Here is a 15,706-nt window from a genome sequence, read left to right as displayed (position 1 = left end):
CGGACAACCTGATGATTGGTCTCGGACTGGACGGCTACGATCCCGATAGCCAGCATGATGCGGCTGTCGCGTTTCGCATCCGCGTGGTGGCGCAGGAACAATACATTCCGCGACACCAACACCGTAAGGGACAGCTGATTCTGGCGCTGGGGGGCGCCATCACCTGTGAAGTGGAAAACGCCATGCTGATGGTACCGCCCCAGTATGCCGTATGGATCCCTGGCCAGATGCCGCACAGCAATAAGGCCACGCCGGGTGCGCAGCTTTGCTTTTTGTTTATTGAACCCGGAGCGGTAAGTTTGCCCGATCGCTGCTGCACCCTGAAGATCTCCCCTCTGGTGCGGGAACTGATCTTATCGCTGGCGGAAAAATCACGTGAAGCGCTTTCGCTTGCTGCCACATCGCGTCTGGTGGATGTTCTCTTTGACGAGCTACCGCTGCAGCGTCAGGAACATTTGCAACTGCCCGTTTCGCCTCATCCAAAAATCCGGCTGATGAGCGAGAAGATGGCGGAAGAGCCTGCTGCCTGGCAGACTCTGGCGCAATGGGCGAGCCACTTCGCCATGAGTGAGCGCAATCTGGCGCGCCTGGTGGTGAAAGAAACGGGCCTGAGCTTTCGCCGCTGGCGGCATCAGCTGCAGCTTATTGTGGCGTTACAGCTGTTGATTGGGGGAAAGTCGGTACAGCAGGTGGCACAGTCGCTGGGGTACGACTCCACCACCGCGTTTATCACGATGTTTAAGAAGGGGCTGGGGCAGACGCCAGCGCGGTATATAGCCAGCCTGACTATGACTTCCCGATAAACAGTGAGACCAGCCCGGCCGCAATCAGCGGGCCCACCGGAACGCCACGAAAGAGCGCCACACCGAGCACGGTTCCCACCAGCAGACCGGCCACCAGCGAGGGCTGGCTGCTCATCAGCGTAACGCCACGCCCGCCCAGCCACGAGACAAAAACGCCTACCGCTATCGCTATCAGCGATTTCCAGTTTACAAACGAGTGCAGCAGCGTCGAGGCAGGCAGCGTACCGCTGGCGATAGGTGCCATCACCCCAATGGTCAGAATGATGATCCCGATGGTGAGACCTTGTTTTTCTATCCACGGGAAAAAGGTGTTTAACGGGGTCACGCGCACAATGATCAACACCAGAATTGAGATAGCGACGGTGGTGTTATGGCTGACAAAGCCAAGCGCAGCGAGGGCCAGAAGAATGAGCAGAGTCGGGTCAAACATAAGGAATCCTTGCCAAAAGAGTAAGCCTGCTTACTTTACGCGGAAACACGGCTGAAGACAGTTTTTAAAAAGATTTTACTGCTGTCATAACCCTGTCATTTACGGGGGATAAAACAGGGGCAGGCATCGAAAAAGGGTCGCAAAAATGTACGATCACATGTTTACCGAAACGCTGATCATCTCTTCATCGTTTTTCGCTGTTGCCATTATCCTGGTCGCGTCAGTTATTTTTCTGGAAAAAAAAGGCTGACGGGATGCCAGCCTACACGATTACGCTTTATGGAACGTCACCAGCTCAGGACGGGCGATACGCAAATAATCTTGCGTATCCATAATCACGGATTTTTCCAGCAGACCGGCGTTAAACGCGATTTCATCGAAACGCTCGAACAGGAGCGGGTCGGCCACCAGTGCCAGATCGGGATGGAAGCTAAAAGGCGGAATGGCGCCAAAAACGCAGGCGGTCAGGGTATCGACTTCGGCAGGGCTTGCGAGAGACGCTTTTATCCCCCCAAAATGGCTGGCAAGCTGGCTTAAATCGGCCTGCAGATCGGCGGCGAGGATCGCCAGAACGTGTTTTTTTACGCCGTTTCCCTTCACCTTACAGACCAGTGCTTTTGCCCCTTGCCCCAGATCGGTTCCGCGGATCTCACTCACCGCTTCGCATTTCCCCACGGCGTCATGCTCCATGACGCGAAATCGTGCGCCCTGCTGGGTTAACAACGTAATGAGTTGCTGGTGGGTTGTTGTTCCCTTAACGTCATCAGACATAGCGATTTACCTGTTAAATACCAATACGCAGCGTTTAACCTTAGCACAGAATATTTCGCCGTTGGTATAGACGTTGCTGTTGGGCGATTGTTTTTCCCGCTGATTAGTGTCGGCATCAGAAGAGATTATATCCAGCTGCAATTTGCAGGTGAGATCGGAGAAAGATTTAAAAACGCTTAACAGGCATGAAGCTTCTCAGGTTTCATAAAGTGAAGGTCCTGAGAAGCGAGAAAAGTTACAAATGTGATTTCTTTATCTCGAACTATTATCGGCGATACTCTTCAATTGTTCGTCAATAATATTCAGTATAGGCCGAACATCAGTATCCATCACGCGGCGCTCTTTCAATCTAACCTGGATAGCTGATTCATAGTTTGGTCCCCAGACATCAGCATTATCTGCCTGAGCGACAAGCATTTTAAATGGATAGAGGCAAATTAGTTTTTTCTTAAATGCTCTGGATACATGCACGAATGATGTATCTGGAGAAATCACGAGTGCACTCTCTTTTATGATTTGTGCAGCCGAAAAGAATGAGGGCAATGAGCTCTTAGTGACATGATCTGCATCGGGAATAGGCTTTATTTTATGTTGTTCGCCAAGAATGATTAAGTGAAAAGTATCTTTATATTTAGCCATGTGACTGGTAATGGCCTCAATCTGCGCTGTTGAGAAGAAACGTTCACTAACACTGCCGTAAGGAATGAACGCAACCGTTTTTTTATCACTGGTTTTCTTAAGAAAATCCTTTGCTTTTTGTACATCGTCGTCAGGTATGATCACAGTGTAATCATAGTTCTGTGCCGATATCCCCAGATGCTTCAGGAAATCAATGTATCTTGTGCTTATATGTGACAAAGGGCAGCTAATGTTAATTACTTCGTCATAGATACGATACTTCCTGGTAAAACCGATTGTTTTGTGTGGTTTTATTAGTCTGATTAAATTAAATGTTTCGACATTTGAATGAGTTATTTCATGCGAGTCAACAAATACAAAAGGTGGAAGTTCCCTTAACACCTTGATTAGCATCTTTTTGTTGTTAGGTTCATAAAAGTAAAGAGCTTCTAAATTGTGCCATTCTTTAAAGAGAAAGTGCGTCCTTTTATCTGCAATAACAGAGACCTGAAAATTGTTTCTTACCAGAGTCTCAATCACACCACCAATGACAATAGCATCACCAATCCCTTTACCAATGAAGGGGATAATCAGATGGTTTGTGCCCGACCCATGTCTCGTTCGAGAAGTACGCCCCTGAGCGGCAATCATACTCAATAAGTTAAGTTTTAACTTAAGTTTGATCCTTTTCAAAAAATAGTTTTTAGATCTGTTTGCTTTTTTTATCCATCGAAACATTAAAGACTCCTTGAATACTTATCTGGTGTTAGTTAGCGTGGTACCAATTTCTTTTCATTTTGGCTAAAAGTCAGCGCGACATCCATAAAAATAGTATATGCATTCCCATCCACGAGGAGGCTCTCCACCCGTATATTACCTGTAGGGATTGCTACCAGTCAGTACTGCGAGGTAGGCCACCTGTGTGTCAGTAAACTCTGGCGCGCCCTGGAGTTGGGTAAGTTGTTCTGCCGTCGGTGGAGAAATATTTTCAATGACTGCATAACGCATCTGTGAAAAGGCCCTACGGGGCTTAACGCTTAAAATTATGTGTAAATGGCCGCGAGTTGATGACTCTAACACTGGAGGTAAGGTGGATTCAATGTTCGGTTTTGGTAGGTCAGCAATACGTTCCTGCTTTGGGCAATTTTTATGCGCCGGTTGTTCTTCCTTCTCCGGATATGCTTATCCTTAGTTTATCGTATAGCTTATCCAACAAACATATAACCCTGGTAGGGGTATGCCAATATCGGAAGAAAGAATTTTAGTCAAACATGGGATTGTTGAGGTATTAAATAATCCGCTTGCCCTTTACAGGCAAATTACCCTGAAAGCCAAAAGATCAGCCAGTTAGTATAAATAACTGGCTGATTAATGATGATTAACTTGTTGTTGAACTTTGTTTATGGAACAGTTCCCTGAACACCGGATAGATATCATCCTGATCGCGGATATGCTGCATGGCAAAGTTATCGAACATCGATTGCAGATGTTCATACTCACGCCACAGCGTCTGGTGAGCACGGCGGGTAATTTCGATATAGCTGTAGTAACGCACCACCGGCAGAATTTTCTTCGCCAGAATGTCGTGACACAGCGGGGAGTCATCTGCCCAGTTATCGCCATCTGATGCCTGCGCGGCATAGATGTTCCACTGCGCCGGGTCGTAACGCTCTTTCACCACTTCATCCATCAGTTTCAGAGCGCTCGACACGATGGTGCCACCGGTCTCCTGCGAGTAGAAGAACTCATGTTCATCCACCTCTTTCGCCTGAGTGTGGTGGCGAATATAGACCACTTCCACGTTCTTATAGGTTCTGCTCAGGAACAGATAGAGCAGGATATAAAAACGCTTCGCCATATCCTTGGTGGCCTGGTCCATCGAACCGGAGACATCCATCAGACAGAACATGACCGCCTGGCTCGACGGTTCGGGGCGTTTTTCGTAATTTTTGTAGCGCAGGTCGAAGGTGTCGATAAACGGTACCCGGTCTATTTTAGCCCGAAGTTCGGCTATCTCTTTGCGCAGGCGTTCCTCTTCCAGCAGTTGCGCCGGTTCCGTATTTTCCACCACCTTCAGGCTGCTCTCCAGCTCGCGGAGTTCGCGCCGTTTACCTGCCGTCATGGCCGTGCGTCGCGCCAGAGAGTTCTGCAGCGAGCGGACCACGCTGATGTTGGCGGGCACGCCGTTTGCGGTATATCCCGCGCGATGGGTTTTGTACTCGTTAAGCTGACGATGCTGGTTCTTTTTCAGATTCGGCAGCGCCAGATCCTCAAACAGCAGGTCGAGATACTCATCTTTTGAAATCTGGAAGACAAACTCATCCTGTCCTTCACCGTCCTGGCTGGCCTGTCCCTGACCGCTTCCTGAACCGCCCCCGCCGCCTTGCGGGCGCTCGATTCTGTCGTTCTGCACGAAGTGGTCATTACCTGGGTGTACGCGATGGCGCAGGCCGCCACGTCCCTGATGAAACATCGGTTCGCTGATGTCATCGGTGGGGATGGAGACAGATTCGCCGCTGTCGACGTCGGTCACCGAGCGTTTGTTGATGGCCTCGGAGATCGACTGTTTAATTTGCGCTTTATAACGGCGCAAGAAGCGCTGGCGATTTACCGTGCTCTTGTTTTTGCCGTTAAGACGACGGTCAATAAACCAGGTCATATATCCCCCGTACTGCATTTGCCAACTTGCAGTGTCCGGACGTGCCGGACATTTTTTTGTAGCCCGGCAGGCGTATGCGCTACCGGGCACTTGTACTTGTATTAAGACGATTTACGTACGCGCAGATACCATTCGCAGAGCAGGCGAACCTGTTTACGGGTGTAGCCTTTCTCCATCATACGGTCGACAAAATCGTCGTGCTTTTTCTGCTCATCGGTTGACGTTTTGGTGTTAAACGAAATCACCGGCAACAGCTCTTCGGTATTGGAGAACATTTTCTTCTCGATTACCGTGCGCAGTTTCTCGTAGCTGGTCCAGTTCGGATTACGTCCGTTGTTATGCGCTCTGGCGCGCAGGACGAAGTTCACAATCTCGTTACGGAAGTCTTTCGGGTTACTGATCCCGGCCGGCTTCTCGATTTTTTCCAGCTCTGCGTTCAGGGATTCCCGATCGAACAGCTGGCCGGTATCCGGGTCGCGGTACTCCTGATCCTGGATCCAGAAGTCAGCATAGGTGACATAACGGTCAAAAATGTTCTGCCCGTACTCTGAATAAGACTCCAGGTAGGCGGTCTGGATCTCTTTGCCGATGAACTCCGCATATTTCGGGATCAGGTAGCCTTTCAGGAACTCAAGGTAGCGTTCAGCCTGTTCCTGCGGGAACTGCTCGCGTTCAATTTGCTGCTCCAGCACGTAGAACAGATGAACCGGGTTGGCCGCCACTTCCGCATGGTCGAAGTTAAACACGCGGGAGAGGATCTTAAAGGCGAAACGCGTGGACAGACCGTTCATCCCTTCGTCCACACCGGCGTAGTCGCGGTACTCCTGATAAGACTTCGCTTTCGGGTCGGTATCTTTCAGGCTTTCCCCGTCATACACGCGCATTTTCGAGTAGATGCTGGAGTTTTCCGGCTCTTTCAGGCGCGAGAGAATGGAGAAGCGCGACAGCGTTTCCAGGGTGCCCGGTGCGCAAGGTGCGTGTACCAGCTCACTGTGGTTAAGCAATTTCTCGTAAATTTTGATCTCTTCGGAGATCCGCAGGCAATAAGGCACTTTGACGATGTAGACACGGTCAAGGAACGCCTCATTGTTTTTGTTATTACGGAAGGAGACCCACTCAGATTCGTTTGAGTGTGCGAGGATAATGCCGTTAAACGGCAGGGCGGAAATACCTTCCGTACCGTTGTAGTTGCCTTCCTGGGTGGCCGTCAGCAGCGGATGCAGCACTTTAATCGGTGCTTTAAACATCTCGACGAACTCCATAATCCCCTGGTTGGCGCGGCACAGCGCACCCGAGTAACCGTAGGCATCCGGGTCGTTTTGCGCGTAGTTTTCCAGCTTACGAATATCGACTTTACCCACCAGAGCGGAGATATCCTGGTTGTTCTCATCCCCCGGTTCAGTTTTGGCGATAGCAATCTGTTCCAGAATGGATGGCCACACCTTGACGACGCGGAATTTGGTGATATCCCCACCAAACTCGTGCAGGCGTTTTGCCGCCCAAGGCGACATGATGGTGCCAAGGTAGCGCCGCGGAATACCAAACTCTTTATCCAGAATTTGCGCATCTTCCTGCGGGTTAAACAGGCACAGCGGATGGTCATTCACCGGGCTGCGTTCACCGTTAGCGCTCAGCACATAGATAGGGACGCGCTGCATCAGTGATTTCAGACGTTCAGCCAGTGATGATTTACCCCCACCCACAGGGCCGAGTAAATAAAGGATCTGTTTCTTCTCTTCCAGACCCTGGGCGGCATGCTTCAGGTAGGAGACAATCTGTTCGATGGCATCTTCCATACCATAGAACTCTTCAAACGCCGGGTAGCGGGCGACCACCCGATTCGAAAAGAGACGGGAAAGCCGAGGTTCCAGGGCAGTATCAACCATGTTTGGCTCACCAATAGCCATTAATAGCCGTTCTGCCGCATTGGCATAGGCACTGCGATCTTGCCGACAAATGGTAAGAAACTCCTGCAGTGTGAACTCTTCGTCCTTGGCAGCTTCATAACGCTGGCGATAGTGATCGAATATATTCATGGCATGCCGTCCTTTCGTTTTTTAGCACAGGATAAGAGCCGTTCGTATGAGTAGTGGAGGCTCCCGGAAGAGAATCTCTCGCACCTCACTGCCAGAGCAGCAACCTGTGTGCCAGGTCAGACGCTAAGAACCGCAGGGTGTTCAGAAAAAACTCTTCTTAATTTAAAGCGTAGATGGCATTTGCAAAACTTGCATGCCGATAAAATCTAATTTCAATGACATATCAATAACTCATCCAAAAATTTACCCTGCTGTTTTAGGGTAAAAGCACGTTTTTCATTCAGTAGTCATATAAATGAAAGCAGGCTGTCACCTGAAAAGTTGAAAATAACGGGTTAATCAGACTGATTAGCAGGCAAAAAATTTTGGGATGTACGACAATGGCGGTTAAACTTCTCTCGCTGATTATTTGACTACAGGAAAGAATGGATTGTGACCAAACTCAAACTTCTGGCATTGGGCGTACTTGCCGCAACCGCTGTTAGCACCGCACAGGCGGCGGAAAGTCAGTGGACTGTTGGCGCGGGCGTTGGCGTGATTAACAGCCCATACAAACAGTATGATCGTGATGTTTATCCAGTTCCGGTTGTCACCTATGAAGGCGATAACTTCTGGTTCCGCGGTCTGGGCGGTGGCTACTATCTCTGGAATGATACGGCCGACAAGCTCTCCATCATGGCTTACTACGATCCGACGCACTTCAAGCCGGGTGACAGCGACAGCCATGCGCTTCGCCAGCTCGACAAGCGTAAGAGCACCATGATGGCGGGACTCTCTTATGTGCATAACACCGAATATGGCTTCCTGCGTACCGCACTTGCGGGGGATACGCTGGATAACAGCAACGGTTTTATCTGGGATCTGGCCTGGCTCTATCGCTACACCAACGGTGCGTTAACGCTAACCCCGGGTATCGGTGTGCAATATAACAGTGAGAACTACAACGACTACTACTATGGTGTTTCTAAGAACGAATCCCGTCGTAGCGGTCTGAAGAGCTACAGTGCGGACGACGGCTGGGATCCGTACCTTGAGCTGACGGCGAGCTATAACTTCCTCGGTGACTGGAACGTCTACGGTACCGGGCGCTATGAGCGTCTGAGCGATGAAGTGAAGGACAGCCCGATGGTTGATAAGTCCTGGGCGGGCATATTCTCAGTCGGTGTGTCCTACAAGTTCTGATTGTGCATTAAAACAGTGCAATCATTGCATCAAAACGGGGCGCTTGCGCCCCGTTTGCATTGGTGTGGTGCAACGAAAAAGAGGGGATGATATGAGCGTAAAAACCGTGACCTTTTCCGCAGGGCGTCCACTTCCGGCTATCGGACAGGGTACCTGGTATATGGGAGAAAAAGCCAGCCAGCGTAAATCCGAAGTGAATGCACTGCGGGCGGGCATTGATCTGGGGTTAACGTTAATTGATACCGCTGAAATGTATGCCGAAGGCGGAGCGGAAGAGGTGGTCGGGGAGGCCATTAAGGGCCAGCGCGACAACGTTTTTCTGGTATCAAAAGTCTACCCGTGGAACGCTGGCGGTCAGAAAGGCCAGGCGGCGTGTGATGCCAGTCTGCGACGTCTCGGGACAGACCATATCGATCTCTACCTTCTGCACTGGCGCGGTAATTATGGCCTGGATGAAACCATTACGCTGATGGACACACTCCAGCAGCAGGGAAAAATTGGCCGCTGGGGCGTCTCAAACCTGGATTATGAAGATATGCAGGCGCTGTGGCGCGAAGAGGGCGGTTCCGCCTGTGCCACTAATCAGGTGCTTTATCATCTGGCGTCACGGGGAATTGAATTTGATCTGCTTCCCTGGTGTCAGCAACAGGCGATGCCGGTGATGGCTTACTGCCCGCTGGCTCAGGCCGGGCGCCTGCGTTCGGGGCTGATGAACCATCCGGTCGTGAATGCCATCGCGCATAACCACCGCGCCACTGCCGCCCAAATTCTGCTGGCGTGGGTTATCCGCCATCAGGGTGTTATTGCCATACCGAAAGCGGCCTCGATTGAGCATGTTAACGCCAACGCTGGAGCGCTGGAGATAACCCTCACCGCGGAAGAACGTCACAAACTGGATAATGCTTTCCCACCACCCACCCATAAACTCCCGCTGGATGTCGTTTAATCCTGACGCATGCCCCTCTCCTTTACAGGAAGAGGGGCGGTAGCGTATTAGCGCTTCACAATACTGATTGTCTGCCCTAAGCGAGACGGTTTTTCTTCGCTGGTTTTTTGTGGCGCAGTGACGCACGCCGTTTCCACACAGACGAAGGTTTTGTAACCGTCATCAGGCACGTCGGCCATACTGACAGAAAGTGCCGGGCCTGGGTTCCAGCCCACCACGTTGCTGTGATGGTGGTGTACCACTTCGATACCACGGTTCAGGGCGCTGTCGTGGATCACGTTGCACGCTTCCGGATGCAGGTAAACGCGGTCAGTACGGTCCGGGAACGTCTGAATGCCGTCGCTCAGTTTTCCTTCTTTCGCGTTATCCACTTTGTCGATAAAGGTATCGCCAAGGCCGCTCACCTTCACAGCGCTGATGTCACCAACGTTGAAATAGGTGTGCAGGGCGGAGGTGGTTTCAAATTCACCGTGCGCTTCCAGTTCGATTTCGCAGGTTTTGCCCAGCTTGAAGCGTGCGTACAGGGTGAAATCGTGCGGCCACAGGGCGCGGGTTTCCTCATTCGCCTGCAGCTCAAAGGTCAGTACCGCACCGTTATCGTCTTCATTGTGCGCTTTCAGCGTCCACTGCTGGTTACGGGCAAAACCGTGAGAAGGCAGGCCTTTCTCAGCGGAAGGACCAAACCATGGCCAGCAAATAGGCACGCCGCCGCGAATCGCATCCCCTTTTTTAAAGGAAGTCGCGTCGCTCAGCCACAGTGCTTCCGTTTCGCCTTCAGGTTTCCAGGAGAGCAGGTGTGCGCCGTTCAGCGCCACGGAGGCTTTTACGCGCGGGTGGTCAACGACGATGATATCCGCACCATCAATCTGGCGGCGGGAGAGCACAGGGGTAAGTTGTTCGACTACCGGAAGTGCAAAAATTTTATTAATCATTAAGCAATCCTCTGTCTAAAAACAATAAAAAAGGCGACCGAAGTCGCCTTTTTGGATCAAGCACTCATCTCAACTTATTTGGAGATGTGAGCGATCAGGTCCAGTACTTTGTTAGAGTAGCCGGTTTCGTTGTCGTACCAGGAAACCAGTTTCACGAAGTTGTCGTTCAGTGCGATACCCGCTTTAGCATCGAACACGGAAGTGCACACTTCGCCGTTGAAATCGGTAGATACAACGTCGTCTTCGGTGTAGCCCAGAACGCCTTTCATTGCGCCTTCGGAAGCAGCTTTGATTGCTTTCTTAATTTCTTCATAAGAAGCAGCTTTTTCCAGACGAACGGTCAGGTCAACAACGGATACGTTAGGAGTTGGAACGCGGAACGCCATACCAGTCAGTTTGCCATTCAGTTCTGGCAGTACTTTACCTACAGCTTTAGCTGCACCGGTAGAGGATGGGATGATGTTCTGAGCCGCGCCACGACCGCCACGCCAGTCTTTGTGAGACGGGCCGTCAACAGTTTTCTGAGTCGCGGTGGTCGCGTGGACGGTAGTCATCAGACCTTCGACGATGCCGAAGTTGTCGTTGATTACTTTCGCCAGCGGTGCCAGGCAGTTGGTGGTGCAGGATGCGTTAGAAACGATGTCCTGGCCAGCGTAAGTTTCGAAGTTTGCACCACGAACGAACATTGGGGTGTTGTCTTTAGAAGGACCGGTCAGAACAACTTTTTTCGCACCCGCGGTGATGTGTTTACGCGCAGTTTCGTCGGTCAGGAAGATACCGGTAGCTTCAGCTACAACATCAACACCGATTTCGTTCCATTTCAGGTTAGCTGGGTCTTTCTCAGCAGTAACGCGGATGGTTTTGCCATTAACAACCAGGTGGCCGTCTTTCACTTCAACGGTGCCGTCGAAACGACCGTGAGTTGAGTCGTACTTCAGCATGTACGCCATGTATTCAGCGTCCAGGAGATCGTTGATACCAACGATTTCGATGTCAGAACGTTTCTGAGCAGCACGGAAAACAATACGGCCGATACGGCCAAAACCGTTGATACCTACTTTGATAGTCATATATTCCACCAGCTATTTGTTAGTGAATAAAAGGTTGCCTGTAAAATTACAAAAACCTTACGCAGCGTCAAGCGGAATCGTGTCAATCATTGCGACAAATCAATCCTGTGACTAACGTTTGTGCGACTGACTCGCCTCACTTTCCCTTTGAGCTAGCAACCACATGGGGGCTGCGCGCGGCATTTTAAAGTCCTCGCAGGATAAAAATGTGAACATGATCACAATTGCCTGACCGCCTTTTCGCGACACATAAGTTTAGAACAAAAGTGCACGCAAGGGTGTTAATGTTTTGTTAGAATCCGGGTTAAAAGGTGTCTGTTTCTACAGCGAGATGTAAGCATATGTCGAACCAACGTAACCCTGACGATTTGAAAAAAAACCTCACCGAAATGCAGTTTTACGTGACGCAAAATCACGGAACCGAACCGCCTTTTACTGGCCGTTTACTGCACAACAAGCGCGACGGTGTCTACCACTGTCTGGTATGTGACGCCCCGTTGTTCAATTCCCAAACGAAGTTCGATTCTGGCTGTGGCTGGCCAAGCTTTTATGAGCCGGTCAGCGACGATGCGATCCGCTACCTGAGCGACACGTCGCACGGCATGGTGCGAACTGAAATTCGTTGCGGAACCTGTGACGCCCACCTTGGACACGTCTTCCCGGATGGCCCTCAACCGACGGGTGAGCGTTTCTGTGTGAATTCAGCGTCGATGAGCTTCACCGATGATGAAAACGGTGACCAGATCAAAGGTTGAAAAAACGATTCAGCAAATTATTCCTTTGAAAGGGAGAGATCGTGAATATTGATGACATGATTAGCGGTATGACGCCGGAGGTGTATCAGCGCCTGGTGACTGCTGTTGAACTGGGAAAATGGCCGGACGGTGTCGCGCTCACGCCGGAGCAAAAAGAGAACAGTCTGCAACTGGTGATGCTCTGGCAGGCGCGTAACAATACCGACGCGCAACACATGACTATCGACACTCAAGGCCAGATGGTGATGAAGAGCAAGCGCGAGCTGAAAGAGGACTTTGGTATCACGCCAAAGCCGATCGCGACGATAAAGATGCAGTAACGGTGGGGCGGCAGTCCTGCCAACGCCCTCTCTCTGGAGAGAGGGCGTGCTTATCTTACTCTTTGGGTTTAATTCCCAGCGACTCCGCCAGCTGTTTCGCTAACTGGTTATTGTCATCCGCGCCGTACTCCCAGAACATCGCCCCGGCGAGACCTTTCTCCTTGATGTAATCCGCTTTGATGGCGACGGAACGCGGGTTCTCATAGGAAAGGGCAAACAGCGCCTTGCCGTCCGCCGCATTCACTGAAAGCCACGGCACTTGCGCCCGTTCGTCCCAGTGTTCGGTAAAACGCTTCTGCGGATCGTTTAAGAGCTTTTTCACAATATCGTTGTACTTCACATACGTATCTTTGGTCAGGTCGTAACCCAGTGACGCGAACAAGCCGGTTTCCTGAGGCCCAAAGTAGGGCTGGGTCACCGGATGGTTTTGCGCATCGGGTTTTGTCCAGTCAATACCGGGCTCCACGGCGCGTTTCGGCACGCGGCCGTAAAAACCAATCCCGAGGTTCATCTGTTGCGGCTTCAGCCCGGCCGCCAGATAATTGTTCACCACAAAATCCACGCTGTATTTGTCTGCGGCGGCCACCGTTGGCCAGTCGCTGGAGTCATACAGATTGGCGTTGAAATACTGTGTGCCATACGCCATGTCGTAGGTCATCAGGTTGATGTAGTCGAGCAGCGGGGCAATAGCCTTCACATCCACCCAGCTTTTCGGACTTTCTGCATTTGCCCCCACCGCGATGGTGACCAGCTTTTTATGCCCGAAGGCGGCGCGCAATTCTTTCAGCAGTGCGGTGAAGTTATCGCGATCGGCTGGCGTGCTGGCCACCAGTCCCCATGCGCCATTTACCGGGTATTCCCAGTCAAGATCGATGCCGTCGAGCGCATATTTTTCGACAATCTCCTGAGCCGAGCGGATAAACACCGCACGGCTCTCTTGGGTCGCGGCTGCGCCGGAGAAGCCACGCGCACCCCATCCGCCAACGGAGAGCAACACTTTCAGGTTTGGATTTTGCTTACGCAGCGTCGGGATTAGCGCCAGATCGGCGGCGACTTTTGGCGACAGCCAGATCTGATGAAGTTTCGCCGGATCTTTCAGCGCAGCATGGGTTTCGTCTTTCTCATCGTTATAGACCAGACCAAATGAGTAGTTCAGGTGGGTAATCTGACGAACATCGAGCGTATTGATATCGCCACCGGGACCGGCGGTGACATCGCCACCACCGTTAAAATATCCCACAGACATCAGGGGAGTGGCGGAAGCAACTGACGCGCAAAGCAGGGGTAATGCTGCCAGCAAAGGCAAACGTTTCATACAAGTTCCTCTTTGACTTAACAAAAATAACCACGCCACGGAAAAGCGTGGCGAAAAAACAGCCTGAAGAGAATAGCATTGCCGCTTCGCTGGTGATGCGAGGGAGTTCACTTTATGGGGAATGAGACGGGGCGTGCCGGGCAGCACTGTGGCTTGCCCGGCGAGAAGGTCAGGCGTGCGTTTCCAGCCAGTCTTCCAGGGTATACAGGGTGGCGCCTTCCGCGGCCATATCCATAAACGCCTGTGCGCTGTCCTGCGCCTGAATGTTCACCCCGCGACAGCCATCGGTGATGACGCTGACGGTATAGCCTAGCTGGAGAGCGTCCAGCACGGTGAACTTCACGCAGTAATCCGTCGCCAGACCCAGCACAATCAGTTCGGTGATTTCGTGATGGCGTAACCACCCGTCCAGCGCCGTTTTCTGGCGATGCCCGTTATCAAAGAAGGCGCTGTAGCTGTCGATAGACGGGTTTTCGCCTTTATGAAACACCGCGTCGATGGCCTTCTGATTCAGCAGCGGATGCAGCTGCGCACCTTCCGTCTGTTGCACGCAGTGATCCGGCCAGAAGGTTTGTGCCAGGCCGTCAAGTTCACCCTGAGTGAAGGGCTCAACGCCGTGCTGGCTGGCAAAACTGCCGTGGTCAGCCGGGTGCCAGTCCTGGCTTGCGACAACCGCCTCACCCCGCGTTTTGCACCACTCAATCAGCGTATTCGCCACGTCTACGGTGCTGTCACCTTCAGCGACAGCCAGTGCGCCGCCCGCACAGAAATCATTTTGCAAATCGACCAGTAACAGGGCGCGTTGCGTCATGGTGCCTCCTTATTCGTCCGGCGTCAGTTCGCCGCGCAGGTTTTGCATCATCGCGCTGCGGATGGACTGAATGTCCAGATCCTGACTCAGTAAATAGTGAAGTTTAGTCAGCGTGGCTTCAACGGTCATATCGAATCCGCTGATAACGCCTGCATGCGCGAGGGCGTTACCGGTGGCGTAACCGCCCATGTTGACTTTACCGGACATGCATTGCGTCAGGTTAACCACCACGATCCCGCGCTCGCTCGCTTCCTGCAGCTCTTTCAGGAACTCGCCGTTCTGCGGGGCATTGCCCACGCCGTAAGAGCGCAGGATCAGCGCTTTCACCGGCTGGCGCAGGAAGTTACGCACCACATCTGCAGAGATACCCGGGTAAATCGTTACCACGCCAATCGGTTGCGGCGTGATCGGATGAACAATCAGTTCGCCCGCCGTGCTCGGCGCAGGCGGGGTGCCCAGACGACGAATATGGATGCCCGCCTCCAGTAGCGGCTGCAGGTTCGGTGAGGCGAAAGCGTCAAAACCATCGGCGTGCGCCTTCGTGGTCCGGTTGCCGCGATACAGTCGGTTGTTGAAGAACAGCGACACTTCGTTAATCGGGTAATTCGCTGCCACATACAGGGAGTTGAGCAGGTTGATCTGCCCGTCAGAACGCAGCTCCGCCAGCGGAATTTGCGAGCCGGTGACGATGACGGGCTTGCCCAGATTCTCCAGCATGAAGGAGAGTGCCGAGGCGGTAAACGCCATCGTGTCGGTACCATGCAGGATCACAAAGCCGTCGTACTGGTCGTAATGGGCTTTAATGTCGTCCGCGATATGCTGCCAGTCTTCTGGCGTCATATCGGAGGAGTCCATCAGCGGCTCGTATTCGTGGATGGTGAAGTCAGGCATTTCCGGACGGTGGAATTCAGGCATCAGCGCGAGCTGGCGCTGAAGGTGGCCGGAGACCGGAATATAGCCATTTTCAGAGCGCTGCATACCGATGGTACCGCCAGTGTAGGCTACATAAATCGATTTCTTCTGCATGGTAGTGAGTTCTTGTTCTTCAAAAGAAAAAA

General features: G+C 51.9%; 16 protein-coding genes. 6 read left to right on the top strand and 10 right to left on the bottom strand.

The features are described from left to right. Nucleotides 1–11 precede the first annotated feature (11 nt). Nucleotides 12–803: an AraC family transcriptional regulator gene (locus AM410_RS21545; protein ID WP_014169632.1), complete on the top strand. Its 792-nt coding sequence runs from the start codon at nt 12–14 to the stop codon at nt 801–803. Here AM410_RS21545 and AM410_RS21540 read toward each other — a convergent pair. After that, a complete protein-coding gene (locus AM410_RS21540; protein ID WP_014169633.1) occupies nt 787–1,233 on the bottom strand; it encodes a DUF441 domain-containing protein in 447 nt (148 codons plus the stop codon). The genes AM410_RS21545 and AM410_RS21540 overlap by 17 nt on opposite strands. Before the next feature lie 145 nt (nt 1,234–1,378). On the opposite strand from AM410_RS21540, the gene yoaI reads away from it, so the two are divergent. Then, on the top strand, nt 1,379–1,483 hold the full coding sequence (yoaI, locus tag AM410_RS24245; RefSeq protein WP_231106641.1) for a small membrane protein YoaI: 105 nt from the start codon (nt 1,379–1,381) through the stop codon (nt 1,481–1,483). A gap of 20 nt (nt 1,484–1,503) precedes the next feature. Here yoaI and AM410_RS21535 read toward each other — a convergent pair whose 3' ends face one another. The 4 genes from AM410_RS21535 to yeaG all read right to left on the bottom strand — a co-directional run bounded on the left by AM410_RS21535 (nt 1,504) and on the right by yeaG (nt 7,317). Next, nucleotides 1,504–2,004, bottom strand: coding sequence for a YbaK/prolyl-tRNA synthetase associated domain-containing protein (locus AM410_RS21535; protein WP_014169635.1), 501 nt, complete (start codon nt 2,002–2,004; stop codon nt 1,504–1,506). Between the two features lie 252 nt (nt 2,005–2,256). After that, nucleotides 2,257–3,360, bottom strand: coding sequence for a glycosyltransferase family 9 protein (locus AM410_RS21530; protein WP_049022944.1), 1,104 nt, complete (start codon nt 3,358–3,360; stop codon nt 2,257–2,259). A gap of 640 nt (nt 3,361–4,000) precedes the next feature. Beyond that, nucleotides 4,001–5,281: a YeaH/YhbH family protein gene (locus tag AM410_RS21525; RefSeq protein WP_049022945.1), complete on the bottom strand. Its 1,281-nt coding sequence runs from the start codon at nt 5,279–5,281 to the stop codon at nt 4,001–4,003. A 101-nt stretch (nt 5,282–5,382) separates the two neighbouring features. Continuing rightward, entirely contained in the window at nt 5,383–7,317 is a 1,935-nt protein-coding gene (gene yeaG, locus AM410_RS21520; RefSeq protein WP_014169637.1) for a protein kinase YeaG, read from the bottom strand. A 432-nt stretch (nt 7,318–7,749) separates the two neighbouring features. On the opposite strand from yeaG, the gene AM410_RS21515 reads away from it, so the two are divergent. Together AM410_RS21515 and AM410_RS21510 are read left to right on the top strand one after the other, a co-directional pair. Then, nucleotides 7,750–8,499 carry a MipA/OmpV family protein gene (locus tag AM410_RS21515; RefSeq protein ID WP_014169638.1) on the top strand — a complete coding sequence of 250 codons (750 nt, stop codon included), beginning with the start codon at nt 7,750–7,752 and terminating at the stop codon, nt 8,497–8,499. Between the two features lie 91 nt (nt 8,500–8,590). After that, nucleotides 8,591–9,445 (top strand): aldo/keto reductase, encoded by an 855-nt coding sequence (locus AM410_RS21510; RefSeq protein ID WP_020884443.1) that lies wholly within the window; start codon nt 8,591–8,593, stop codon nt 9,443–9,445. Between the two features lie 47 nt (nt 9,446–9,492). Here AM410_RS21510 and AM410_RS21505 read toward each other — a convergent pair whose 3' ends face one another. Next, entirely contained in the window at nt 9,493–10,377 is an 885-nt protein-coding gene (locus AM410_RS21505; protein ID WP_014169640.1) for a D-hexose-6-phosphate mutarotase, read from the bottom strand. Nucleotides 10,378–10,451: 74 nt separating this feature from the next. Next, a complete protein-coding gene (gapA, locus tag AM410_RS21500) occupies nt 10,452–11,447 on the bottom strand; it encodes a glyceraldehyde-3-phosphate dehydrogenase (RefSeq protein ID WP_020884442.1) in 996 nt (331 codons plus the stop codon). A gap of 341 nt (nt 11,448–11,788) precedes the next feature. Here gapA and msrB point away from each other — a divergent pair, with 341 nt between their 5' ends. Continuing rightward, entirely contained in the window at nt 11,789–12,202 is a 414-nt protein-coding gene (msrB, locus tag AM410_RS21495) for a peptide-methionine (R)-S-oxide reductase MsrB (RefSeq protein ID WP_020884441.1), read from the top strand. 56 nt (nt 12,203–12,258) lie between these two features. Beyond that, nucleotides 12,259–12,522 carry a YeaC family protein gene (locus tag AM410_RS21490; protein WP_153852331.1) on the top strand — a complete coding sequence of 88 codons (264 nt, stop codon included), beginning with the start codon at nt 12,259–12,261 and terminating at the stop codon, nt 12,520–12,522. A gap of 55 nt (nt 12,523–12,577) precedes the next feature. Here the strand turns inward: AM410_RS21490 and AM410_RS21485 are convergent, their stop codons facing one another. From AM410_RS21485 to ansA, 3 genes are all read right to left on the bottom strand, one after another. Beyond that, nucleotides 12,578–13,837, bottom strand: coding sequence for a glycoside hydrolase family 18 protein (locus AM410_RS21485; protein WP_020884440.1), 1,260 nt, complete (start codon nt 13,835–13,837; stop codon nt 12,578–12,580). Nucleotides 13,838–14,006: 169 nt separating this feature from the next. Beyond that, nucleotides 14,007–14,648 carry a bifunctional nicotinamidase/pyrazinamidase gene (gene pncA / locus AM410_RS21480; protein ID WP_032681225.1) on the bottom strand — a complete coding sequence of 214 codons (642 nt, stop codon included), beginning with the start codon at nt 14,646–14,648 and terminating at the stop codon, nt 14,007–14,009. A gap of 9 nt (nt 14,649–14,657) precedes the next feature. Beyond that, nucleotides 14,658–15,674, bottom strand: coding sequence for an asparaginase (gene ansA, locus AM410_RS21475; protein WP_020884438.1), 1,017 nt, complete (start codon nt 15,672–15,674; stop codon nt 14,658–14,660). Nucleotides 15,675–15,706: the final 32 nt, after the last annotated feature.

The organism is Enterobacter cloacae complex sp. FDA-CDC-AR_0164, from assembly GCF_003071645.1.
In the GTDB taxonomy this organism is placed as follows: domain Bacteria; phylum Pseudomonadota; class Gammaproteobacteria; order Enterobacterales; family Enterobacteriaceae; genus Enterobacter; species Enterobacter ludwigii.
Note: the sequence above shows the minus strand (reverse complement) of the source record. Positions and strands in the feature narration are given on the sequence as shown.

Coding starts and splice junctions, on each gene's coding strand:
- AM410_RS21545 (WP_014169632.1), top strand. CDS start 12: ATGATTGGTCTCGGACTGGACGGCTACGATCCCGATAGCCAGCATGAT.
- AM410_RS21540 (WP_014169633.1), bottom strand. CDS start 1,233: ATGTTTGACCCGACTCTGCTCATTCTTCTGGCCCTCGCTGCGCTTGGC.
- yoaI (WP_231106641.1), top strand. CDS start 1,379: ATGTACGATCACATGTTTACCGAAACGCTGATCATCTCTTCATCGTTT.
- AM410_RS21535 (WP_014169635.1), bottom strand. CDS start 2,004: ATGTCTGATGACGTTAAGGGAACAACAACCCACCAGCAACTCATTACG.
- AM410_RS21530 (WP_049022944.1), bottom strand. CDS start 3,360: ATGTTTCGATGGATAAAAAAAGCAAACAGATCTAAAAACTATTTTTTG.
- AM410_RS21525 (WP_049022945.1), bottom strand. CDS start 5,281: ATGACCTGGTTTATTGACCGTCGTCTTAACGGCAAAAACAAGAGCACG.
- yeaG (WP_014169637.1), bottom strand. CDS start 7,317: ATGAATATATTCGATCACTATCGCCAGCGTTATGAAGCTGCCAAGGAC.
- AM410_RS21510 (WP_020884443.1), top strand. CDS start 8,591: ATGAGCGTAAAAACCGTGACCTTTTCCGCAGGGCGTCCACTTCCGGCT.
- AM410_RS21505 (WP_014169640.1), bottom strand. CDS start 10,377: ATGATTAATAAAATTTTTGCACTTCCGGTAGTCGAACAACTTACCCCT.
- gapA (WP_020884442.1), bottom strand. CDS start 11,447: ATGACTATCAAAGTAGGTATCAACGGTTTTGGCCGTATCGGCCGTATT.
- msrB (WP_020884441.1), top strand. CDS start 11,789: ATGTCGAACCAACGTAACCCTGACGATTTGAAAAAAAACCTCACCGAA.
- AM410_RS21490 (WP_153852331.1), top strand. CDS start 12,259: ATGATTAGCGGTATGACGCCGGAGGTGTATCAGCGCCTGGTGACTGCT.
- AM410_RS21485 (WP_020884440.1), bottom strand. CDS start 13,837: ATGAAACGTTTGCCTTTGCTGGCAGCATTACCCCTGCTTTGCGCGTCA.
- pncA (WP_032681225.1), bottom strand. CDS start 14,648: ATGACGCAACGCGCCCTGTTACTGGTCGATTTGCAAAATGATTTCTGT.
- ansA (WP_020884438.1), bottom strand. CDS start 15,674: ATGCAGAAGAAATCGATTTATGTAGCCTACACTGGCGGTACCATCGGT.